This is a genomic window from Hyalangium ruber (assembly GCF_034259325.1).
GTDB lineage: Bacteria > Myxococcota > Myxococcia > Myxococcales > Myxococcaceae > Hyalangium_A > Hyalangium_A rubrum.
Map to the genome: position 1 here is coordinate 69,800 of NZ_JAXIVS010000019.1, position 22,629 is coordinate 92,428.

Annotated in this window: 18 protein-coding genes; 5 read left to right on the forward strand and 13 right to left on the reverse strand. The window is 70.0% G+C overall.

Annotated elements, in window-relative coordinates:
* Nucleotides 1–15 precede the first annotated feature (15 nt).
* The 9 genes from SYV04_RS38335 to SYV04_RS38375 all read right to left on the reverse strand — a co-directional run bounded on the left by SYV04_RS38335 (nt 16) and on the right by SYV04_RS38375 (nt 11,307).
* On the reverse strand, nt 16–1,134 hold the full coding sequence (locus SYV04_RS38335; RefSeq protein ID WP_321551020.1) for a hypothetical protein: 1,119 nt from the start codon (nt 1,132–1,134) through the stop codon (nt 16–18).
* Nucleotides 1,131–4,211: an IPT/TIG domain-containing protein gene (locus tag SYV04_RS38340; protein WP_321551021.1), complete on the reverse strand. Its 3,081-nt coding sequence runs from the start codon at nt 4,209–4,211 to the stop codon at nt 1,131–1,133. Before SYV04_RS38340 ends, SYV04_RS38335 begins: the two co-directional genes overlap by 4 nt.
* Entirely contained in the window at nt 4,208–4,987 is a 780-nt protein-coding gene (locus tag SYV04_RS38345) for a hypothetical protein (RefSeq protein ID WP_321551022.1), read from the reverse strand. The genes SYV04_RS38340 and SYV04_RS38345 overlap by 4 nt, the downstream gene beginning before the upstream one ends.
* 683 nt (nt 4,988–5,670) lie before the next feature.
* Entirely contained in the window at nt 5,671–7,095 is a 1,425-nt protein-coding gene (locus SYV04_RS38350) for a choice-of-anchor D domain-containing protein (RefSeq protein ID WP_321551023.1), read from the reverse strand.
* Nucleotides 7,092–8,135 carry a vWA domain-containing protein gene (locus SYV04_RS38355; protein WP_321551024.1) on the reverse strand — a complete coding sequence of 348 codons (1,044 nt, stop codon included), beginning with the start codon at nt 8,133–8,135 and terminating at the stop codon, nt 7,092–7,094. Before SYV04_RS38355 ends, SYV04_RS38350 begins: the two co-directional genes overlap by 4 nt.
* An 80-nt stretch (nt 8,136–8,215) precedes the next feature.
* Complete coding sequence (locus SYV04_RS38360; RefSeq protein ID WP_321551025.1) at nt 8,216–8,881, reverse strand: PH domain-containing protein; 666 nt, start codon at nt 8,879–8,881, stop codon at nt 8,216–8,218.
* On the reverse strand, nt 8,871–9,611 hold the full coding sequence (locus SYV04_RS38365) for a hypothetical protein (protein ID WP_321551026.1): 741 nt from the start codon (nt 9,609–9,611) through the stop codon (nt 8,871–8,873). Before SYV04_RS38365 ends, SYV04_RS38360 begins: the two co-directional genes overlap by 11 nt.
* A 59-nt stretch (nt 9,612–9,670) precedes the next feature.
* Complete coding sequence (locus SYV04_RS38370) at nt 9,671–10,597, reverse strand: MBL fold metallo-hydrolase (RefSeq protein WP_321551027.1); 927 nt, start codon at nt 10,595–10,597, stop codon at nt 9,671–9,673.
* A gap of 77 nt (nt 10,598–10,674) precedes the next feature.
* The gene (locus SYV04_RS38375; protein ID WP_321551028.1) at nt 10,675–11,307 is read right to left on the reverse strand and encodes a DUF5011 domain-containing protein; all 633 of its coding nucleotides are present in this window, start codon (nt 11,305–11,307) and stop codon (nt 10,675–10,677) included.
* A 372-nt stretch (nt 11,308–11,679) separates the two neighbouring features.
* On the opposite strand from SYV04_RS38375, the gene SYV04_RS38380 reads away from it, so the two are divergent.
* Both SYV04_RS38380 and SYV04_RS38385 read left to right on the forward strand, forming a co-directional pair.
* Nucleotides 11,680–11,922, forward strand: a complete 243-nt coding sequence (locus SYV04_RS38380; RefSeq protein ID WP_321551029.1) for a hypothetical protein — start codon at nt 11,680–11,682, stop codon at nt 11,920–11,922.
* Nucleotides 11,923–12,061: 139 nt separating this feature from the next.
* Entirely contained in the window at nt 12,062–17,335 is a 5,274-nt protein-coding gene (locus SYV04_RS38385; RefSeq protein ID WP_321551030.1) for a hypothetical protein, read from the forward strand.
* A 49-nt stretch (nt 17,336–17,384) separates the two neighbouring features.
* Here the strand turns inward: SYV04_RS38385 and SYV04_RS38390 are convergent, their stop codons facing one another.
* The 3 genes from SYV04_RS38390 to SYV04_RS38400 form a co-directional block, all read right to left on the reverse strand.
* Nucleotides 17,385–17,897: a hypothetical protein gene (locus SYV04_RS38390; protein ID WP_321551031.1), complete on the reverse strand. Its 513-nt coding sequence runs from the start codon at nt 17,895–17,897 to the stop codon at nt 17,385–17,387.
* 62 nt (nt 17,898–17,959) lie between these two features.
* On the reverse strand, nt 17,960–19,438 hold the full coding sequence (locus SYV04_RS38395) for an adenylate/guanylate cyclase domain-containing protein (protein WP_321551032.1): 1,479 nt from the start codon (nt 19,436–19,438) through the stop codon (nt 17,960–17,962).
* Nucleotides 19,439–19,565: 127 nt separating this feature from the next.
* Nucleotides 19,566–20,078: a GreA/GreB family elongation factor gene (locus tag SYV04_RS38400; RefSeq protein WP_321551033.1), complete on the reverse strand. Its 513-nt coding sequence runs from the start codon at nt 20,076–20,078 to the stop codon at nt 19,566–19,568.
* Between the two features lie 109 nt (nt 20,079–20,187).
* Between SYV04_RS38400 and SYV04_RS38405 the strand changes: the two genes are divergently transcribed.
* Both SYV04_RS38405 and SYV04_RS38410 read left to right on the forward strand, forming a co-directional pair.
* Nucleotides 20,188–20,523, forward strand: a complete 336-nt coding sequence (locus tag SYV04_RS38405) for a PilZ domain-containing protein (RefSeq protein ID WP_321551034.1) — start codon at nt 20,188–20,190, stop codon at nt 20,521–20,523.
* Between the two features lie 14 nt (nt 20,524–20,537).
* Nucleotides 20,538–21,212, forward strand: coding sequence for a dienelactone hydrolase family protein (locus tag SYV04_RS38410; RefSeq protein WP_321551035.1), 675 nt, complete (start codon nt 20,538–20,540; stop codon nt 21,210–21,212).
* 62 nt (nt 21,213–21,274) lie between these two features.
* On the opposite strand, the gene SYV04_RS38415 is transcribed toward SYV04_RS38410, so the two are convergent.
* Complete coding sequence (locus SYV04_RS38415; RefSeq protein ID WP_321551036.1) at nt 21,275–21,754, reverse strand: transthyretin-like family protein; 480 nt, start codon at nt 21,752–21,754, stop codon at nt 21,275–21,277.
* 188 nt (nt 21,755–21,942) lie between these two features.
* On the opposite strand from SYV04_RS38415, the gene SYV04_RS38420 reads away from it, so the two are divergent.
* On the forward strand, nt 21,943–22,446 hold the full coding sequence (locus SYV04_RS38420) for a hypothetical protein (RefSeq protein ID WP_321551037.1): 504 nt from the start codon (nt 21,943–21,945) through the stop codon (nt 22,444–22,446).
* Nucleotides 22,447–22,629 lie beyond the last annotated feature (183 nt).

Here is a 22,629-nt window from a genome sequence, read left to right on the forward strand (position 1 = left end):
TCGGGGGTTTTTGGCTCAGCGGGGGGCCACCTCGGCGCAGGTGAGGCCCTCCTCGGGGGCGCAATTCTGGCCGATCAGGCAGCCGCCCGCGCCGTTGAAGTCCACGCAGCGCACGGGCCGGCAGTCCGTGTCCGTCACGCAAGGCTTGCGGCTCAGCGTGCATGCGCCCTGGCTGCAGGTGCCCTGCGCACAGTCAGTGTCCCGTTGGCACGAGCAGTAGCCCAGCACGTCGCCCTCGGCCACGTCACAACGCCCCGCGCACGCGCCCACCTCCTGTCCTGTCTCCTTCACGCAGCGCCCGCCGCGCTGGCAGTCCGTGTCCGCGCGGCATGGGAGCGACGGGTCCGCCGGGCACTCGGCGTCGGCACGGCAGCGCGAGCGGCTGTAGGCCACCACCACGTCCGCGCACTGGTAGCCGTTCGGACAGCCCTGCCCCTCCGAGCAGTCCACCCCGCAGAAGGCGCTCCCTCCGGGGGCCGTCTCCACCAGGCAGTAGTTGGCTCCGCGCCCGCAGACCTGGATGCCTCCGCCGTAGTTGCAGCTCGCGCAGTAGGGCCGGCGCACCGGGTCCGCGTCGCTGTAGCAGAGCGCGCGGGGCTCTGCCGTCGGAGTGCCGCAGCGCTCACCGAAGGCACAGTCGCCGTCCTCCGCGCAGAAGGCCGCGTCACACACGCCCAGCGCGCATGCGGCTCGGCCCTCCGGGTCCGTGGCCTCGCAGAGACAGGGCGCGTCTCCGCAGCGGCAGGAGGCCGAGGGACAGTCTCCCGCGCTCCGGCACCCCTGCACGCAGAGAGCGCGTGAGGCGTCACACACCTCTCCTATCGGGCAGTGCAGGTCCGTGGCGCAGCGCCCGCGCTGGAGACAGGTGCCTGTCGTGGTGTCACAGAAGAGGGTCGGGTCCGCGCAGTCCGCGTTCTTCTCACAGCCGGCGCGGGGTTGGCAGAAGCCCGCCGCGTTGCACAGCTCGCCAGCGGCACAGGCCGCGTCGGTGCGGCAGAGGCATGCCCCCTCGGAGCAGCGGTACGCCTCCGCGAGAGCGCCGCAGTCGGAGGGCTCACGGCACTCCAAGTCCGTGCGTGTCTCGGAACAGCCAGCGAGCAGGAGCAGGAGCGCGAGGAGCAGGAGACGATTCACGGTTCGAGCAACTCCGAGCGAGCCAGCGCATACGCCGTCCACGCGGCGGGAGACAGCGCGTCATAGGTCCACTGGTCATATTGGAAGCGGGGTACCCGGCTGCTCGTCAGCTCCGCCCGCAGCACGGCGCCCTCGGGCAGGGTGGCGCGCAGCACCTCCAGCGCTGGCGCGGGCATGGACACCTGGGTCTGCCCGCCGGGCATCACCACCGTCCAGCGGGGCCCTCCCGTGGGGCCTGTCTCCGAGAGAACCAACCGCCGCACGTCCGATGGGGCGGCTCCCTCCTCGTGCCAGGCCACCGTGCCCGCGAAGCGCTCGCCTCGCGCCGGCGTGGTGAAGGTGGCCAGGGGCAGCATCGGCCCGAGCGTCACCCCGGCAGCCAGCGCTCCCGGTTGCCGGTGGTAGAGCAGGCTCTGGGGGTACGCGGTGGTGCCTCGCAGCAGATCGAGGAAGAGGAAGCTCGCGCCGTCGAGCCTCGGGAAGTGCGGGAAGGACAGGCTCGGGCCGGGGCCTTCAATAGAGGAGACGAGCCGCGTGCCCGCGTTCCAGTTGTGCGGATGGGGAATGAACCCCTCCGCGCCCAGCTCCAACCATGCATACACCTGGTGCAGCGCGGGAACTCCGCTGACCTCGAGCGGTCCTTCCACGGTGAGCGGCACGGTGACGTCCAGGTGCATGTCGAGCACCACGTCCTGGCCCTCCGCGACCCGGGTGTTGGAAGCGGCGACACCACGGCGGATGCCGAGCAGGTAGGGCGCGAAGTCCGTGCCCTTCACCACGCCCAGCATCGCGTACACGGCACGCAGACCCGGCCGGGCATGCACTCGGAAGGAGGCCCCCTCCTGGCGCAGCCTCCATGTGTCAGCGGTTCGGTCCCCCGCGCTCCCGAACGGCGGCCCACCCGTGGGACTCGCCTGGGCGACGAAGACGCGCGCCTCCAGCGCCTCGTCCGGCATGAGCGGCCTTGGCGGCTTGAAGCCTCGGATGCGTCCGGTGATGACGGCCGTGGGAGGAACCGGGGGATCGCCTGGATTGGGTTCGCTGCCCACGCGGCGAAGGAAGACGGTGAGGTTCTCGGCTCGAAGCCCTGTCACCGTCATGGCGTCGTAGCCCTCCTTGAAGGCTGTCACCATCTGCGCGCCCGCGAGTCGGGAGTCCGAGAACGTGAGCTGCCCCCTCGCGTCCGTCGTTCCCTGGAATGGCGTCGTCGGCTCCAGGCCGAGCACGACGCGCGCGCCAGCCACGGGCCTCCCATATGCACCGAAGGAGGAGTCCAATACCGTCACGTTGAGCGTGCCGGTGAAGGGGCCTCCGGACAGGCCCCCGGGGCCGCGTGGGTCGAAGAAGGTGAACCCTTCGGGCAGCACGGCACGCGCGCTCTCCCTCTCCACGACCACCTCCACCGTTCCTGGCTGGGAGAGTGGCGTGAGGCAGGTGAGCGTGTGGGCATCGAGGATCTGTACGTCTCGAGCGTGTACACCGCCGAAGGTGACAGAGGTGCCCTCTCCGAAGCCCGCGCCCCACAGCGTCACGCGCGTGCCCCCGGCAATGGCCCCTCGTGCTGGCTGCACCTGGCCGAGCAGGAGCGGCGCTTCGTATGTGAAGGCCGCGGGCAGGAGCGCCTCATTCTCTGGATCGCCCGCGGCGTGGACTCGAAGGTCGCTCGCGGGTCCGCTCGCGCCAGCAGGAGTCGTGAAGTGGAGCTGCGTCTCACCGGCGACGGAGACGTTTGCAGCTTCGAGCGCGCCCAGATGCACCACGGCGTCTGGAGGCAGGCTGGTGCCTTCGAGCAAGCCTTCCGTTCCGCCTCGCACCGGTCCGCGCAGGGGGTTCAGTGACGCCAGGGAGAGACGGAAGGTGTAGCCCTGGGGAAGGCTCACGCTCTCGGCGCCCTGGGTGACCGTCACGCTGACAACGCGGGGGAGGGCTCCTCGGAGAGGCACGCTCACCACGGCCGTGGTCGAGGTCACGGCGACAGGGGCTCGGGGCAGCTCTCCTCCAAAGCTCACGGCCAGCCCCGGCGCGTCGAGCCCCTGTCCGGTCAGGGTCACCGTGCCATCCGCCCGTGCTCCGACGTGGGGAAAGACGCCGTAGAGCGCCAGGGGCCCCGAGTCGTCGGCGTAGGTGAAGCCTCCTCGCGCTGTCCATGCATCCCAGGGCGTGTGTACGCGCACGTCCACCGCCCCAAGCCCCGCACCGGGCGGGGTGGTGGCGGTGATGCGCGTGGGGCTCTCCACCGTGAACGTGCTCGCGGAAATGCCTCCGAAGAGGACTCCCGTGGCGCCCTCGAAGCCGCGCCCGGTGAGGACGACCTGGGTTCCTCCCGCCAGTGGCCCCGTGAGTGGCACGAGGTCCGCGATGCGCACCTCCTCGGCATAGCGATAAGCCCGGCGCAGGACGCTGCCTTCGCCTCCGCCGTGGACACGCACGTCCACGCGGTCCACCGTCCGGCCCCTGGGCACCACGGCACGCAGCTCCGTCGAGGAGACACGGGTCACCCCAGGGCTCGCCGCGCCGCCGATGAGTACCTGGGTCGTCTCCGTGAAGCCCGCGCCCGCAAGCGTCACCGTGTTGCCTCCCGCCAGGGGACCTACCTCGGGCGTGACAGCGCTCAGGGTGAGCGGCTCGAACCAGGTGAAGCAGCCCTCGCAGACCGCGACGCCTCGCGGGTTCTCCAACGTGATGCTCGCGGTCCCCACGGGCCCCGGCGGCGCGCGCAGATCGAGCACGGTGTCATCGATGATCTGGAAGCCCTGGACCTGGCTGCTCCCGAGCTTGAGCACCGTGCGCCTCGCGGCCTCGGTCGTGCTCCCCGCCACGCCTTGCAGGAACCCCCTGCCCCGCAGCGTGAGCCACGTGCCCCCGCTGTTCTCCCCGCGCACAGGAGATACCTCCAGGAGCGTCGGCGGCGGCAGGGGACCCGCGTCCGGAACGATGCCCGCGTCCGCTGTCCCCGCGTCGTGAAAGTCTCCGCTCCCCGCATCCTCCCGCGTGCCACCGTCCACGTCCGGCCGACGCTCCGCTCCGCAGGCGACGAGGAGCAACACCAGGACACTCAGTCGGAGAGTCTCGATCATGGGAGCTCCGCCTGGAAGGTGTAGCCGTTCGTCGTGCGTGCATCGTCCCCGACGACACGCGCGGTGAGAGTCCTGCCTCCTACGATCGCCTCGGGCAAGGAGACGACGGCCCCCGAGGGCTCGTCCGAGCAACCCAGCTCCGTGCTCCCATCGAACAGGCACAGGCGCAGCAGCCCGCTGGCAGCGGTGTAGTTCGTCAATCGGGCGCGCACGCCACGTCCCTGCGGAATCGACAGAGCGAAGTGGTCCTCGTCCTGCGGGCAGAGGACTCCTTCTGCTTGTGTCCCAAGCGTGTACGCCGTTGCCGTGCCCGGAGTGTCGTTGGGCTCGTGGAGATCGTCGTCACAGGGCGTCCCGCGCGAGAGGAAGAAGCCAATGTCGTAACGCTGCGAGGGCGCCGTGGTCCCCACTCGGACGATATAAGTCCCCGAAGCGGCGGCGACGAAGGAGGCCAGCATCCGTCCCGAGGCGCGCACCCTCCCGCTCGCCTCTGCAATGGTCGTGGAGAAGGAGGACTCGGCGAAGGGGTCCGCCTCGACATTCACTCCGAGTTGGTCGCCTCGTTGCAGCGCGAGCGCGAAGTGATCCGAATCTCCCGCGCACAGGGTCAGGTCGAGGTAGCGACTGGCGCTGACTGGGAAGGCTGCGGCAGGTGAATCGTTGGGCTCCAGGGTGTCCGGTTGGCAGGCCCGAGGCACGCACGTACCGGTGCCCACCTCGCAGCGCAGGTGAGCGGCACAGCCTTCGTCCGAGGTGCAGGGTGGAGGGCGCTCCAAGCACGCTCCCGTGGGCACGTGACACGCCAGTGGCAGGAGACAGTCCCGGTCGGAGTAACAGCGCGGAGCAAGGGCGCACCGGCCCGCTGCGTCACAGACCAGCCCCGGACCACACTCGCGGCTCTCGACACATTGGACGCAGCGGCTGTCGGCACAGCGCTCGTTGGGAGCACAAACCGTGGAGGCGGTGGCCTCGGTACATCGTGGGACGCAGGCATGCAGCCCGGTGTTGCAAAGCTCCTCCGCGCCGCAATCCGCATCCTCCAGGCAGCCGAGGTCCTCCTCGCAGACGAGGTTCGCACGGTGGCAACGCTGCCCGGTGGGGCACTCGTCGCGTGTCCCTGAAGGACAGAGGGTGACGGCGGTGCGAGGCTGGCACAACCCCTGGTGGCACCACGCACCTGCGGGGCACTCCGCGTTGAGGGCGCATTCCGCGCCCCAGCCTGGACGTGGGGTGCAGACTCGCGCGTCGGCCGCACAGACTTCCTTCAGGCGGCACTGCCCGTCGGACCCGCACGCCGCGCAGAACCCTTCCGGGGAACAGATCTGGCCTCCGGGGCAGTCCTCTCGGTGTTCGCAGGCGGGAGTGCTCACCCCCTCATCGGGACGCGTCACCGGCTCCGAGTCCGAACAGGCCACCAGCAGGAGCACCGCCAGCAACAGGAGTCCTCTGCCTCCAGGACTCACGGGGCCTCCGTGATGACACCACCGGGCCAGCCCACGTCCGCCACGTTCCACGTCTCGCCCTGTCGCGACAGCGTCCTCCGGAGCTCTCCCTTCACCACGCCCCGCTCGTACACCCGCACCGTCACCGTGCTCCGCGGATCCACCGCTCCGTTCGCCCGCGAGAACACCACCGCCACCCGGTAACTCCCCGCCACCGGCTCACCGTAACCGAACACCTCCGGCCCATATCCGGTCAGCGCATCGCGCAGCAGCTCCGGATCATCCCTCTCAACTCCCGGCTCGCCCCAATCCGGGCGCGGGTTCGCATAGTGGCAGTCGTCCGGAATGCTCCCGGGCGCCGCTCCTGGCACGCGCAGCACGTGGAGATCCATGTCCGTAACCGCGTTGTCCCAGAACATCTCCACGAGGAGCTGTTGCGCGGGGGCCGCCACCACCCGCCCTCGGCCGGGAACGAGGCTCCGTGCTCCCGCCGCGTCCGTGACCTCCAGCTCCACGCCGTACTCCCCGGGGACCGCTGCGTCCAACCGCAACACCGTGCGCGCGGCCTCCGGCGCCACGAGCATTCCCTGCGCTCCCACCGGCCGCGAGCGCAATACCCAGCGATAGGACAGCGGCGCGTCGCCATCCGGATCCTCCGAGCCCGTTCCGTCGAGCACCACTTCGCCTCCGGGTACACTCACCTCCACGGGGGCGACCACCGCCACGGGCGCTCGGTTCACCTCACCTCGCAGCGCCACCGTGGCCTCTCTCCGGCCAGGGTCCGTGCTCCGCAGGCGCACCGCTCCCCGTGCCGCTGGCTCGGCGCCCAGCGGTACCGCGTAGCGCACGGTGAGCTGGATTTCCCCTCCCACGTCCACCACCGCAGGCGTTCGCACCGAGCCCACGAAGCCGAACGCCGCGCTCGTGTCCTCCGTGAGCTGGAGGTCCTCCAGCACGAGATCCGCCGTGCCTAGCGCGCGCACTGAGAACGAGCGCGTCACGGACTGCCCCTCCGGGACACGGCCGAAGTCGAGCACCGCTGGCTCCAGCTCCAACGCTGCCGCCGTGCGTCCCTCTCCCACGAGCGCCACGTCGACGGTGCCACGCTCCATATCGTCCGTCTCCACCCGCAGCGTGGCTTGGTAGCGCTCCTCCCCCGGTGGCACGAAGGCAACCTGAATGGCCGCCGCTCCTGCCGCGTCCACGCCCTCCGGTGCCGACAGCACGCGGAACGGTGCGCCCTCCTCCTGAATGCGCACGCCCAGCACCCGTAGACCCGCTCGGCCCGCGTTGATCAGCGGTACTTCCCCGGTGGCCTCTCGCAGGACGGGTACGGCACCCAGCTCCAGCGTCCCCGGAGGTGCCACCAGCCGTGGACGCACCTGGCGGGCCACGTCATCGCCACACGCGACGCACAGCAACACCAGCACCAGCGCCCTCACGGTGTGCCCTCCTCGAAGTAGCGCACCTCCAGGCGAGCCCCCAGTCCCGGCACCGAGCGGCCCGCGAAGAAGAGGGCGCCACGCTCCGGCTCGTAGCGCCAGCCCTCCGCTCCGCCCTGTCGGGGCGTACACACCACTTCCAAAGCCTCGACAGGTTGTCCCTCGCACGCCGCCCGGTCCACCGCCGCACACGCCTCCACCGCCTCCGCCGTCACGCCGCACGGGTAGTTGACGCGCACGGAGAGCGTCTCCGGGTCCGGCGCGTGCGCGAGCACGAACGTCCGCCGCAGCCCCACCGCACTCGTGGCCAACGCGCGCAGCGTGTCGGCGAACTCCGCATCGCAGATGCTCCCCACCTCTCCGCCCGTCAGCCGCGCCAGCTCCTGGTAGCGCTGGCTTGGCGTCGCCCCACAATCATTGGCTGGCACGTCTCCGATGATGGCGGAGGCCACCACCGTGCCGTCATTGCCAATCCCCTGCGCCTGCTCGAAGGCCCGCCAGTACGCCCGCAGCTCCTGGGGCGAGCGGTCCTCCTCATCGGTGACGAAGACGAGGTACAGGAACGCCCCGGGTCGCAGGAACGCCACCGGGTGGCGCCCGGCACAGTCCTCTCGGCACCTCTCCGTCTCGCAGCCGGCCTCGCACGCGGCGAGCGCCTCCCGCTGAGGTGCTCCTTCCTCCGCCTGTCGCTCCAGCACGAGCCGCGCCGCCTCCAGGCCCGCCTCGTACGCGCTGCCCGAGGTGCCTACCCGCACGTTCCGCGCGAAGGCCTCCGCGAGGTCCGGCGTGTCGGGCGTCAACAGCGCGGGCGCGCCCACCAGCTCCCCGGGCCGGGCGAAGATGTCCGTGGTGGTGACGGCGAGGCGGAAGTCGAGCCGACCCTGGCGGAACAGGGTGATGAACGCCTCGAAGTTGCGCGCGAGGTTCTCCTGGCGAGGCGCCATGGAGCCCGAGTTGTCCACCACCCACAGCACATCCACCTTCGAGGCGGAGCGCTGGGCATAGGTCTCCACGTGCAGCCCCGGCGGGAGCGCGGGCACGAGGCGCTCGTCCCGACAGGCGGTCCCCAGGAGCACCCAAAGGGCCGCGATGGCCCAGCGGCGCCCTCGCTCCACGCCCCTCACGCCGCGCCCGGGCGCTTCGAGTCCAGCCACTCCGCGAGGCGATCGGGCTCGGGCACATCCTTGAGAGACAGTGTCCGCTCCTCATTCTTGGCCCGGTAGCGCACCTCCACGGTGCCCACGCCTCGCCGACGCTGGGCACGAGAGACATGGACCTCCGCGTCCACCACGTCCGCGTAGCGCACCCGTCCCTCGGGCACATCCTTGTCATCCACCTCGATGCCGGTCTCGCCAAAGCGCCACCGCGCGCCTCCGCGCCAGACCGCGAAGAACTGAATCGCCATGAACACCATGAGCAGGAGGAGGAGGATGACCAGTCCCGAGCCCTGCCTGCTCCACGCCAGCGAGCCCAGCAGCGTCAGCACCACCAGCACCGGCAAGGACTCTCGCGCCTGGCGACGCAGGAGCACCGGCGAGCGGACCACGAAGGGAGGCTCCAGCGCCTCCGGCAGTCGGGGCACCCGCCCTCCGGCGCGCCCCTGCCTCAGGCCCTCCAGCTCGCCGCGCAGGCGCTCCCGCTCGGTCTGGAGTCGCTCGAGCTTCGCGCGGAGCTCGGCGTTCTCCGTCGGCAATGGCTCCAACGCCCGCTGCTCGCTCCGCAGCGACTCCCGCACCTCCTCCACCGCCTGCCCCACCGAGGGATCGACATAGCGCTCAGTCGACACGCTTCGTCTCCTTCGCTCCACGGACCTGGTCTCGCAGCCACTCGGCCAGGCGCTCCGGGTCATCCAACATGTCGATGTCCACGGACCGGTTCGGGTAGCTCTCCGCCTTGCCGATGGAGGTGGGCGCGGCGGGCGTCCAGAGGATCCGCACGGAGCCGAAGCCGAAGAGGCCCTGGAGCATCCCTTGCTTCACCTCGACCTTGTGGAGCTCCCGGTAGAAAACCTTGCCGTGCGTGCTGTCCTTGCCCACGGGCGCGAAGCCCTCCTCATCGAAGCTCCAGGCGGGCCCTTCCTCATCGTCCTCGGGCCCCTGAAGGACGAACGCCAGCACCAGGCACAGCAGCAAGAGGCCTACCGCCAGCGCGCTGCGCTCCGGCGAATCGACGCTCGCGCCCGCGAAGTACATGAACGAGGCCAGCGTCGGCAGCACCAGCTTCAACGCGAAGCGCGTCCGCCCGTAAGCGGTCCTCCGCGAGGGCGCCACGCGGAAGGGCAGCACCAGTTGTTCCGGAAGGGAGGAGGCGGGCCGCTCGGCCTCCTCTCGCGCCACCGCCAGCGTGCGGCGCAGCCAGCGCACCTCCCGCTCCAGCGTGGCCACCCGCGCGGCCAACTCGGCGTTCTCGCCAGGCAGGGCCTCCCGCTGGCGACGGGCCTCGCGCAGCTCCTGCTGGAGCCGCTCCAGCTCATCACGCTGCGAGCGACTTGGATCCGGCCGGGTCAGGGTGTCCACGGGCCCAGGCTAACAAAGCGCCCGGGCGCCGCTCCACCGCCCTGCCCCGCGGTACGACGCTACTTCTTCCCCGGAGCCGGGGCGGGCGCGGGAGCCGCCGGGCTCTTCGCCGAGGCGGACAAGCCCTTGTAGACCATCTCCAGGTACTGCTCTTCCTTGATGAAGGCGTTGCTCCAGCTCTTGTACTTCTCGCCAAGGCTCTGGGCCTTCACCTGCTCGAGCGTCTTGCCCGCGGCCAGGCTCGCGCGCACCATCGCCGTGCTCTCCTTCAGCATGGCCACCATGCGCTCCATGTCCTCCTTCTTCGCCAGCGGCCCGTGCCCCGGGATGATCTTCACGTCCGGCGGCAGCGTCTGGAGGATCTTCTCCAGGTTGCGCACGTAGCCCTCCACCGTGCCCCCGTTCTCCATGTCGAAGAAGGGGAACGAATCCACGATGAACTGGTCACCCGTGTGCATCACGTTGGAGCTGGTGAAGTACACCACCGTGTCGCCGTCCGTGTGCCCCGCCGGGAAGTGCGTCAGCCGGATCTCCTCCCCGTTGAAGAAGATGGACATCTGGTTGTCGTAGGTGATGACCGGCAGGCCCTCCTTCGGCAGCGGCGCCACCGGCTGCCCGAAGATCTTCTGCTCGGCCGACAGGCGCGTGCGCACCGCGTCGTGCGCCACGATGAGCCCCTCCTTGCCGAAGACGGGGTTGCCGCCCGTGTGGTCGAAGTGCCAGTGCGTGTTGAGCACGTACTGGATCTTCTTCTTGCTCAGCTTGTCGATGGCCTTGTTGATCTTCGGGGCCAGCGGGGCGAATTGATCATCCACCACCAGCACCCCGTCCGGCCCCGCCGACACGGCGATGTTGCCACCCGCTCCCACGAGCAGGTGGACATTGCCGGCGACGGGGGTCGCCGTCACCTGGACCTTCGAGAAATCCATGTCCTGGGCGAGCGCCAGGGTGGGAGACAGGGCAAGAGCGGTCAGGAGAGCCTTCATCGCGGGAGACTCCAGCAGGTGGGACGCTGCGAGGCGCGCACCTTAACCGCTCCGCCCTCGCGGAGAAGCCTTTCCTGCTACTCGTAGGTGGGGCAGTCCACGACGTGGACGGTGCGCGTCACGGCGGCCGGAGCGTTGCCCGCGCCGTCCACCACCTCGTACACCAGCGTGTACGTGCCCTCGATCCACCCGTTCACCTCGCCGGTGATGATCAGCTGGGAGCTCACGTCGTAGCACTCGTCCGCCACCGTGGCCCTCGGGTCCTCGTAGGCGCTGCCGCAGGTGTGGGTCACCTCCGCGTCGCCATTGAGCACCAGCGTCGGCGCGCGCGTGTCCAGCACCGCCACCGAGCGCAGCTTCGTGTCCCAGTTCCACTCAGCGTCATGCGCCGCGTACTGCACGTAGTAGATGCCCTCGGCGACGGAACTCGGGCCCGGGCCGTACTCGTCATTGCCACCGTTGTACGTCTGGACCTCCAGCGGCGCGCCGTCCCCGTCGGTCGCCGTGGCGCCCGGATCCACCCACGTGTCGACGCCGCACTCCAACGTCATCTCCGCGGCTCCGTTGAGCGTCACCGTGACGGCGCCCTCCAGTGCTCCGACGGAGCGCGTCAAAGCGCCCTCCCCTTCGGCGGCTCCTCCGCAGCCGATCAGCGAGAGCCCGAGCGTTCCCAGCAGCACCTTCCAGGTCATGTTGAAGCGCGCATTCATGTGTCTCTCCTCGGTGTCGAACTGCTGTCATTGAGCGACTTTCGACAGAAAACGTGGAGGGCCTACCTGGTCAGAAAAGCTCAATTTTCCTGATAGGTTGGCTGCTCACCTTGTGAACGGAATTCTGGGTACTGACCCACCCCCAGTGAGTCTTCCCCGACCCGTGGGTGAAGACGAGGGCACAGAGTGTCACTGCGGGTGAAAGGGGCGAAGAGACACCCTGGCAGGGCGGCTGCTCCGCGCTCCACGATTCGATCGATTTCGTGAGGGAGCCCCGCACGGTGCCCTCTCAAAAATACAGCCCTATCGAGCTTTTCCAGAAAAGCCACTACGCTGAGGGCTCTCCCGTCATCGCTTTTCGGAGTCCTCCGCATGCGCCGCACTGCTCTCGCCGTCGCCGCCGCCTTCGTCCTGGGCGCCCTCAGCCACGCCGCCTATGCCGCGAGCCCTCCCACGCTGGACGACGCGCTCGTCCACCTGCGCTACGCGCTCAACGCCCTCAAGCGCGCCGAGGTGAAGGCCCCCGCCAGCGCCAGCCGTGATCAAGCCGTGCAGCTGACCGAGAAGGCCCTCGAGGAAGTGAAGAAGGGCATCGCCGCTTCCGCCTCGAAGTGATCCGCACTGCGTCAAAACCCAGCAAGAAACCGAATCACGCAACTGGAGTTTCGCGGGGGCGATAACCCCAGCATGGGGGAGTTTCTCCCACCTCCCCGCCCCAGGCCCTCCTGGGAGCTCCTGAACTCTCGAGGTTGTCATGTCCGTCAACAAGACCGGTGGTGGTTCTTCGAACAACAGGCTGCGCGATGCCGAGGAGAAGAAGGCTCCTCCGAAGCCGAAGGACCCGCCCAAGGCCGAGAAGGAGGCCCAGGGCCAGGGCCAGCAGCAGACGGGCACGCGCAACCAGGCGCGCAACCAGGTGAAGCCGCAGTCGGACGGCTTCGAGACCAAGGCGGCCAAGCCCAACCAGCGCAACACGCAGGCGCTGCTGGGGTCCACCACCGCGCCGCAGACGGCGGTCGTCCCTCCCCGCGCGGGCGCGCTGGAGAAGCTGGGGCTGACGGCCGATGACCTGGTCAAGGCCGGCGCGCACGCGGCGCCGCACCTGGAGCAGGCGGCGCAGGCGGCCACCCAGGGCAAGTGGGAAGAGGCGCTCGGTCATCTGGGAGACGCGGCCGCCTCCTCGACGGAGATCGCCGAGAAGGCCCTGCGCGGACTGGCGCAGAACCTGCCGGCCAGCGCGGGCGCGGTGAAGACGCTGCTCAGCGACCCGAAGGTCGCCCACGAGCTGCTGACCAACAAGGACCTGCACGCCTCCATTGGCAAGCTCATCCAGAACCCCGCGGACCTGGGGACGCTGCGCGAGCTGATCGGCAACGACTCGCTCCGCGACTCCGTGCTGGGCGCGCTGGGCAACGACCCGGGCGTCAAGGCGCAGCTCGAGAAGCTCGGCCTGACGCCGGAGGACCTCGTCGCCGCTGGCAAGGCCGCCCCGAAGCTCATCGACGCCTTCGAGAAGCTGCAGGCTGGCGATGTGAAGGGCGCGCTCACGGACTTCCAGGCCGCCGTGCAGGCCGCTCCGGACCTGGCCGCCAAGCTGGGCCAGAAGCTGCTCGACAAGGTGCCCCCGCAGATCAAGGAGCAGTTCGCCAAGCTCGGCATCACCGCCGAGACGCTCCAGAAGTCGGGCGCCGCGCTGCCCCACCTCTATGACGCCGCCGACGCCGCCGCGAAGGGCGAGTGGCAGAAGGCGCTCGACAGCCTGAAGCAGGCCGCTGGCGCCGCGCCCGAGGTGGTGCAGCAGGCCATCAAGGGGCTGGCCAACCAGCTCCCCGCCGAGCTCGGCGCGCTCAAGTCGCTGCTGACCAATGACGCCTTCGTCAAGGAGCTGGTCACCAACAAGGACCTGCACGACCAGGTCGGCAAGCTCTTCAATGACTCCACCCGCCTGGAGGGCCTGCGCGCCCTGCTGGGCAACGACAAGGCCCGCGACGCCGCCCTCTCCGCGCTCGGCAATGATCCGGCCGTCAAGGCGCAGCTCGAGAAGCTCGGCCTGACGCCGCAGGACCTCACCCAGGCTGGCAGCGCGGCCCCGAAGATCTGGGACGCGTTCGAGAAGCTGCAGGCTGGCGATGTGAAGGGCGCGCTCACGGACTTCCAGGCCGCCGTTCAGGCTGCTCCGGACCTGGCCGCCAAGCTCGGCCAGAAGCTGCTCGACAAGGTGCCGCCCCAGATCAAGGAGCAGTTCGCCAAGCTGGGCATCACCCCCGAGACCCTCCAGAAGTCGGGCGCCGCCCTGCCCCACCTCTATGAGGCCGCCGACGCTGCCTCGAAGGGTGACTGGAAGGCCGCTTACAGCGCCATCAAGAACGCCGCCGCTGCCGCTCCCGAGCTGGCGACGCAGGCCCTCAAGGGTCTGGCCAACCAGCTTCCCCCCGAGCTCGGCGCCGCCAAGTCGCTGCTCACCAACGATGCGTTCCTCAAGGAGCTCGTCACCAACAAGGACCTCCAGGGCTCGCTGGAGAAGCTCATCGGTGGTGACACCAGCGCCATCAAGGAGCTGCTCACCAACGACAAGGCTCGCGACGCGGCTCTCACCGCCATCGGCAACGACCCGGGCATCAAGGCGCAGCTGGAGAAGATCGGCCTGACCCCGGCCGACCTCGTCGCCGCTGGCAAGGCCGCGCCGAAGATCCTCGAGGCCTTCGAGAAGCTGCAGGCTGGCGATGTGAAGGGCGCGCTCACGGACTTCCAGGCCGCCGTTCAGGCCGCTCCGGACCTGGCCGCCAAGCTGGGCCAGAAGCTGCTGGACCGCGTGCCCCCGCAGATCAAGGAGCAGTTCGCCAAGCTGGGCATCACCCCCGAGACCCTCCAGAAGTCGGGCGCTGCTCTGCCCCACCTCTATGAGGCCGCTGATGCCGCCTCGAAGGGTGACTGGAAGGCCGCTTACAGCGCCATCAAGAACGCCGCCGCTGCCGCTCCCGAGCTGGCGACGCAGGCCCTCAAGGGTCTGGCCAACCAGCTCCCTCCCGAGCTCGGTGCCGTCAAGTCGCTGCTCACCAACGACGCCTTCCTCAAGGAGCTCGTCACCAACAAGGACCTCCAGGGCTCGCTGGAGAAGCTCATCGGTGGTGACACCAGCGCCATCAAGGAGCTGCTCACCAACGACAAGGCCCGTGACGCCGCGCTCACCGCCATCGGCAACGACCCGGGCATCAAGGCGCAGCTGGAGAAGATCGGCCTGACGCCGGAGGACCTCGTCGCCGCTGGCAAGGCCGCGCCGAAGATCCTCGAGGCCTTCGAGAAGCTGCAGGCCGGTGACGTGAAGGGCGCGCTCACGGACTTCCAGGCCGCCGTGCAGGCCGCTCCGGACCTGGCCGCCAAGCTGGGACAGAAGCTGCTCGACCGCGTGCCCCCGCAGATCAAGGAGCAGTTCGCCAAGCTGGGCATCACCCCCGAGGCGCTCCAGAGCGCCGGCGCCGCGCTGCCCCACCTCTACGAGGCTGCCGACGCCATCTCGAAGGGCGACTGGAAGGCCGCTTACAGCGCCATCAAGAACGCCGCTGCCGCTGCTCCGGAGCTGGCGACGCAGGCCCTCAAGGGTCTGGCCAACCAGCTCCCTCCCGAGCTCGGCGCCGTCAAGTCGCTGCTCACCAACGACGCCTTCCTCAAGGAGCTCGTCACCAACAAGGATCTCCAGGGCTCGCTGGAGAAGCTCATCGGCGGCGACACCAGCGCCATCAAGGAGCTGCTGGGCAACGACAAGGCCCGTGACGCCGCGCTCACCGCCATCGGCAACGACCCGACCGTCAAGGCACAGCTCGAGAAGATCGGCCTGACCCCCGAGGATCTCGTCGAGGCCGGCAAGGCCGCCCCGAAGCTCATCGAGGCGTTCGAGAAGCTGGCCAGCGGCGACATCAAGGGCGCCCTGTCCACCTTCCAGGAGGCCGTCGAGGCCGCGCCGAACCTGGCCGCCAAGCTGGGCCAGCGCCTGGTGGAGAAGCTGCCCGCCAGCGTCAAGGAGCAGTTCGCCAAGCTCGGCATCACCGAGGAGGCCCTGCGCACCGCCGGCCCGGCCCTGCCCCACCTCTATGACGCCACCCAGGCGGTCGCCAACGGCGACTGGCAGGGCGCGCTCACCGCCCTGCGCGAGGCGGGCATCGCCGCGCCGGACCTGGCCACCCAGGCCCTCAAGGGGCTGGCCAACCAGCTCCCCGCCGAGCTCGGCGCCGTCAAGACGCTGCTCACCAATGATGCGTTCCTCAAGGAGCTCATCACCAACAAGGACCTCCACGACCAGGTCGGAAAGCTCTTCAACGAGAGCACCCGCATGGAGGGCCTGCGCGGCCTGCTCGGCAACGACTCCGCCCGCGACGCGGCGCTCACCGCCCTCGGCAGCGACCCGGCCGTCCAGCAGAAGCTGGAGCAGATGGGCCTGACCCCGGCCGACCTCGTCGAGGCTGGCAAGGCCGCCCCGCACCTGCTCGACGCGATGCAGGCCTTCGCCGATGGCAACATCGAGGCCGGCGCCACGGCGCTGGGCAAGGCCGCCGAGGCCGCCCCCGCCCTGCTGGACAAGCTCGGCCAGAAGATCATCGCGAAGCTGCCGCCCAACGTCCGCACCACCCTCGACAGCCTGGGCCTGACCGCCTCCGAGCTGGCTCAGTCCGCCCGCGCCCTGCCCGACCTGCTCAAGGCCGCGCAGGCCTTCCCCACGGATCCGCAGGCGGCCCTCCAGCACCTCAAGAACGCCGCGGGCAAGATTCCGTCCACCGTCGTCGAGAAGGCCATCATCACCATGGCCTCGAAGCTGCCGGAGACGGGCTTCGCCGGCATGGCGCGGTCGCTGCTCACCGACCCGGCCTTCGTCAAGGAGCTGGTCAACAACAAGGACCTGCACGCCACCTTCGACCAGATGATGGAGGGTGACTTCGTCAACGGCTTCCGCGGCCTGCTCGGCAACGCGGCGGTCCGTGACGCCGCCGCCAACGCCCTGGCCTCCAACCCGGAGATCATGGACAAGCTCAAGCCCTTCGGCATCCAGTCGGGTGCCGACATCGTGGCTCTGGGCGGCGCCGTGTTCGACGTGCTGGACGCCGTCAAGCACCTGGCCTCCAACCCTCCCAACCCGCAGGAGGCGCTCAAGTCGCTCAGCAAGGCGGTGGGTAGCCTCTCGCCGGACCTGCGCGCGCGCATGGTGGGTGCCTTCGCCGACAAGCTCGGTCTGCCCGCCTGGGCCAAGGACACCCTGGTCGCCGCCGCCGGCCTCATCGGCAACGAGGCGGTGGGCCAGTCGCTGGGCCAAGCCTTCGACGCGCTCAAGCGCGGAGACGTGGCGGGCTTCGCCGCGGGCCTGGCGGCCACGGGCCGGACCATCGCCCAGACTTCGCCCGAGGTGGCCAAGGCCTTCCTCAACACCCTGGCGAAGATCCCCGGCAGCGTGGGCGAGCTGTTCGCCGACCCGCAGCTCAACGCGGCGATGGTGGACTCGGGCGCCGCGGCCAACATGTTCAACGCGTTCGAGAAGCTGGCGCGCGGTGACATCGGCGGGGCCATGAGCGAGATCGCCGGCGCGGCCGGCAGCCTGCTGGGCCACGGCGACCACTTCGAGGTGGCCGGCGTGGAGCTGCCCTTCGGTCAGCAGGGCATCGAGAACTTCACCCGGCTGTTCGGGCGCTTCGTCGACGCGCTGCCGGACAAGATCAAGGCGAAGATCACCGAGGCGGCCACGAAGTTCGCCGCCAAGGCGGGCCTCAAGTCCATCCCCTTCATCGGCAACATCGTCAGCGGCGTGAGCGCGCTGGGCAGCCTGAAGGACCTGGTGGGCGCCATCGGCGAGGATCCGAAGGATCCGATCAAGATCGCCCTGGCGGCCGGTCAGCTCGGCCTGGACGTGGCGGGCACCATCCCCGGCCTCAACGCCATCACCGGCCCGCTGCAGATCGTCCTGGGCACCGCTTCCGTCATCAAGGGAGCAGCGGACCTCATCACGGACATGCAGGAGTTCCAGCAAGGCCTGATGGGCGTATAGCCCCCGCGCAGGGCGAGCCGGGGGCGTAGGCGAGAAGCGCCGCCCCGGCTCAGCCCAGCTTGCGGATGAAGTCGGCGCTCAGTTCGAGCTTGCGCGCCTCGGGCTCGCCCGCGGGCAGCTCGAGGATGCGCTCGCGCGGCACGTGCTTGCTGGCGCGATCGCGCATCTGCTGGGTGAACTTCGCCACGTAGGCGTCCACGTCCTTCTGCTTCATGCCGGCGGCCAGCCCCTGCTTGCGCTGCGACTCCAGCGCGGAGAAGTCCAGCACGCACCCATCCGCCTGCCCCAGGTAGAGCAGCCAGCTCAGGCTGTAGAGGCCCACGCGCGTCTCGCGCCCCGCCACCTTCTCCAGCGCCGCCTGGTAGTGCGGTGCCAGCGCCGGGTTCTCGCCCGGCGGGAGGTTGGACTGGAGGAACTGCTTCTGCGCCTCCGGGATGCGGGAGATCTCCGTGGTGATGGGGTCATTGTCCACGAACTTCAGCTTCGCGGACGCACAGGCACGCGCCACCCACGGAGCGGCGTCTTCCGGCTCGTTGGAGAAGACGATGACGAAGCGCTTCATTTGAGGGACTCCCGGGCGAAGGACGGGGCCATCATAGCCGCCGCCGCGACCGCCGCGAGTCCTCAGGCCGCCTGCGCGGGGCGGGTCGCCGCCTCCACCGTGAGCAGCCGCGTCTCTCCCGCCACGCCCTTGAGCGGCACCGTGGCGACTTCCCGCACCGGGTACGCATCCCCCAGCCGCCGGGCCACCTCCTCGCTGAACAGCAGCGGCGGCCGGGGCTCCCGGGCCTGGCCCTCGATGCGCGAGGCCATGTTCACGGTGTGGCCGATGACGGTGAACTCCACCCGCTCCGTGCTGCCCAGGTAGCCCGCGACGGCGTCTCCCGCGTGGATGCCGATGCCCGACTGGAGCTGGATGCCCCGCTCGGCCAGCTTCGTGTTGTAGGCCTCCAGGCGCCGCTGCATCTCCAGGCCCGCCGCGACGGCCGCCGCGGCCGGGTTGCCCACGCCCTCCGTGAGCCCGAAGACCGCCAGCACCGCGTCCCCGATGAACTTGTCCACCAGCCCTCCGTGGCGCTGGATGGCCTCCACCATCTCCTGGAAGTAGCCGTTGAGCACCTCGATGAGCACCTCGGGCGCCAGCGACTCGGACAGGTGCGTGAAGTCCCGCAGGTCGCTGAAGAGCACCACCACGTCCCGCCGGCTGCCGCCCAGCACGCCCATCTTCCCCTGGCGCGCGTACTTCTCGATGAACTCGCTGGCCACCTGCGGCGAGACGAAGCGGCCGAACGCCTCGCGGATGCGCTCGCGCAGTTGCAGCCCACCCGCCATCTCGTTGATGCCCGCGGCCACCAGCGACAGCTCATCCGGGCGACTCGTGCTCGCGCTCGGCTGGAAGTCTCCGCTGCCCACCCGGCGAATGGCCTCGATGAGCCGCTCCGAATCCCGGCGCAGGCTGCGGCCATAAGCGATGGCCACCGCGAGCGCGCCGCCCGTGAAGCCCACGGCGAGCACGGCCGCCTCCAACACGTAGCGCCGGTCTCCTCCGAGCTCGTCGATGAAGCGCAGCAGGGTGAGCAGCAACACCGCCACCGGCACGGTGGTGAAGATGACGTAGCCCTCGCCGAGCCTGCGCCCGAGCCGCTCGCGCAGCTGGGCCTCCAGCGAGACGGAGGGCGGGACGGGCAGCACGCGCTCGAAGAGGAGGTACTCCACCTGCGCGACGATGCCGCCGCCGAGCAGCCAGTACCCCACGGCGAACTTCAGGTGACTGAAGAGGGGGAAGGTCGGGTAGCGCCAGGCGTGCAACACGATGCCGACGAGGCCCACGAGCACCCACGAGCAGACCGACATCAGCCAGGCATGGCGCGCGGGGGAAGAGCGCTCCCGGGGCGCGGGGATGAAGCGCAGCAACAGCTCCCGAAGGGCGATGTGGAACAGCGCCAGCAGCAGCACCGTGCGCGCCAGCACCGGCGGCGGCAGGCTGCAGATGAAAGTGCAGACCAACCGCGCATAGAGGAAGGTGAAGAGTCCCACCAGCACCGAGCCCCCGAGCAGCAGGAGCCGGAGGCGAACGGGAAGGCGCGGCGAGGAAGGGGTCATGGCGAGGCGGCGCGGGGGCGCATGACTTGCCGCGCGGCACCTCGACTCTACGCCCCGGGACACGGGCGTTGTCTACCCAGGGGGTCCCCTTCCTTACCCAACGGGACGGCCCGCCTGCTCTCTGGCCTCAGTGAGTGGGCGGCGCATAGGCCACTCGCGTCACCGTGTACTCCACCGCGCCACGAGGCCGCTCCACCTGCACCGACTCGCCCACCTCCTTGCCGAGCAGCGCCCGCGCCAGGGGGGACTCCACGCTCAGCCGGCCCGCGCGCACGTCCGCCTCGTCGGGCCCGACGATGCGGTAGGCCGTCTCCGCGCCGTCCTCATCCTCCAGCGTCACCCAGGCGCCGAAGAAGACACGCCCCTCTTGGGAGGCCTCGGGCGCCACCACCCGCACCTCCTCCAGCGTCGCCGCGAGCTGCTGCGCGCGCCGCTCGCGCTCCCGCTTGCGCACGCCCGCGTCCAGCTCCGACAGCTCGGTGTCGCCTGCCTGGGGTGCAAGCAGCGCGGCCAGCTCCTCCTCGAGCGCCCGATAGCCTTCCGGAGTGATGTAGCGCTTCTCCCCGGACGTGGAGCGGGGCCGAGGGGGAACGAGCCCCTCATCGCCCGCGCTGTCCTCCTTGGTGAACGCCTTGGACATGCCACCTCCCGCTCGGGGCTCCCGCCCCCTCCCGCTCAATGTGGGGTGCCTGACGGGCCCACGCCAGCAGAAACTTGCCGCGCTCGCGCCCGGTGGCAGGCTGCCTCGCATGTACCTCCCGCGTGCTCTGCCGCGTCAGGCCCACCGCTTCGCCGTACGGCTGCGTGGAATGCTCCCCGTGTACACCCGCGATGTCTCGCCCAGCGGCTTCCAGGCGGACATGCTCCAGCCGATGCAGCCGGGCACTCCCGTGCGGGGCACGCTCGCGCTGGAGGGCGCGGAGCTGCCCTTCGAGGGCGAGGTGGTGTGGACACGGCAGTACGCGGGAGAGCACATGCGAGGGCGCTACGGCGTGCGCTTCACCTCCCTGCCGAGCGACTTCACCCGACGCCTCCTGGCGTATGGGCAACGCCAGGGCCGGCGCCTCGTGCGCTGGTTCCGCTGACGAGGGCACGACACATGACGCAGACGACGAAGCTGACCGGGAAGGATGGCACCGAGCTGCCGGGCTACCTGAGCGAGGCGCCGGGAGGAAAGACGCGCGGCGCGGTGCTGCTCATCCACGAGTGGTGGGGCCTCAACGCGCACATCCGCGAGGTGGCCGACCGGCTGGCGCGCGAGGACTTCACCGTCTTCGCCGCGGACCTCTACCACGGCAAGGTGGCGACGGACGCGGCCACCGCCCAGCAATACATGGGGGCGACGGACTGGCAGCAGGTCGGTGCGGAGCTGCGCCGGGCCGCCGAGGCGCTGCGCCAACGCCACCCGGGCACGAAGCTGGGCATCACGGGCTTCTGCATGGGCGGCGCGGTGTCCCTGTTCGCCGCGGCGAGGGATCCGGAGATCGCCGCCTGCGTACCCTTCTACGGCATCCCCGGCGATGACCGGGCGGATCTCACGAAGATCCGCGGCGCGGTGCAGGGCCACTACGCGAAGCAGGACGACTGGTGCTCGCCGGACCGGGTGGACGCGCTGGAGAAGAAGCTGAAGGGCGCGGGCGTGTCGGTGGAGCTCCACCGCTACGACGCCCAGCACGCCTTCTTCAACGACACGCGCCCCGAGGTGTACTCGCCATCGAACGCCGAGACGGCGTGGCGGCGCACCGTGGAGTTCTTCCACGCGAAGCTCGGCTGAGCGTCGCGCGGGGCGGAGAGAAGCGGCTTCCGCCCCGCTCCCCTCCCGGATTCAGCGGTGACTCAGACGCCGGCGTCCGTGCCGCCCATCGTCGACGGCGGCGGGGTCGTCTCGGAGGGCGGCGGGGCCGCGGTGTCCGTGCCCGTGGCGGGCTCGGAGGGCTGCGGCGCGGGCGCCTCGGCGGGGGCCTCCTCCGCGCGGGCGAGCTGGAACTGGTACTGGCTCACGCCCTTGGGCAGCACCACCTCCATCAGCGGGTTCTCGTCGAGCAGCGCCCGGGAGACGGGCACGGAGATGCGGCCCTCGGCGTCGGTCACGGCCGACAGGCGCGGATGGCCCGCGCCGGCCAGCACCCGGGCCCCGGCGATGGGCTTGCCCGAGCCCGGCTCCACCACGCGAAGGATCAGCGTCTGCCCTTCGACGGCCTTCTGCGAGGCCCCGGCGGGCTGCACCACGTCTCGGTAATGCGGGCGCAGCGTGCAGGCGGACAGCAGACCCAGGGTCACGAGGGCAAGGCTCAGCAGGACACGGCGAAGGTTCATGAGGTTTCCATCCAGACAGGGTGTCGGTACGACGGGCGCGGCAGCATAGCCGTCCCGGCGCCTGGTGGGCGGCCTGTCTCCCGAGCAGCCCCCCCCGTGCCGCTCGCGGGTGCGTGTCACATCTTCAACAGCACCAGTCCCTTGTCTGAACCACCCGGGGCCATGCGCCCCGTGCCTAGGAGCCCCGCATGCCCGAGTTCGTTCCGCCCGCCCCTGACCAGGACAAGACACCGCGCTCCTACGCCAGCGAGCCAGCCCGCCATGTGGAGTACGCCACCCTGCCCCCGGACGTCACCCTGAAGCCGGAGGGCATCCACTTCAAGGACAACATCCTCGTCGTCAGCGTGGCGACCATGGTGTTCACCAGCCTCATCATCTTCTATATCCCCTTCTTCAACGGGCTCCTGGGCGGCGCCTTCGGTGGCTTCCACGCGGGGCGGATGAAGCGCGCCCTGGCGGCGGCGGTGGCCAATTCCATCATCGTGCCGGGCATCCTCCTGCTCGCCTACGGCGTCGGTGCCCCGGACCTGCTGCGCTTCTTCTCGGGCCTCGGCGTCGGCGGGTGGCTGGCGCTGCACGTCATCGGCACCTTCATCGGCGCGGTGTCGGGCGCCTACTCGCGCCCGCTCATCAGCGATCGCAACATGTTCCGCTACGCGGAGGTGGCGCCTCGGACCGAGAAATCTTCATAGAGATTTCCGACCCTTGTCGTTAAAGCACCGGCTCGGATCCGGACCGGCAAACCCCAGGTATTTCAGAAGCTTGAGAACCCTCGTTCACGAACGTGTAGCCTTGCCGGCCCTCTTCGGCGCTCGAGACATGCAACGCACCCAGGTCCTGCACCTCCAGGAAGACCACGCTCGCCTGCGAGCCCT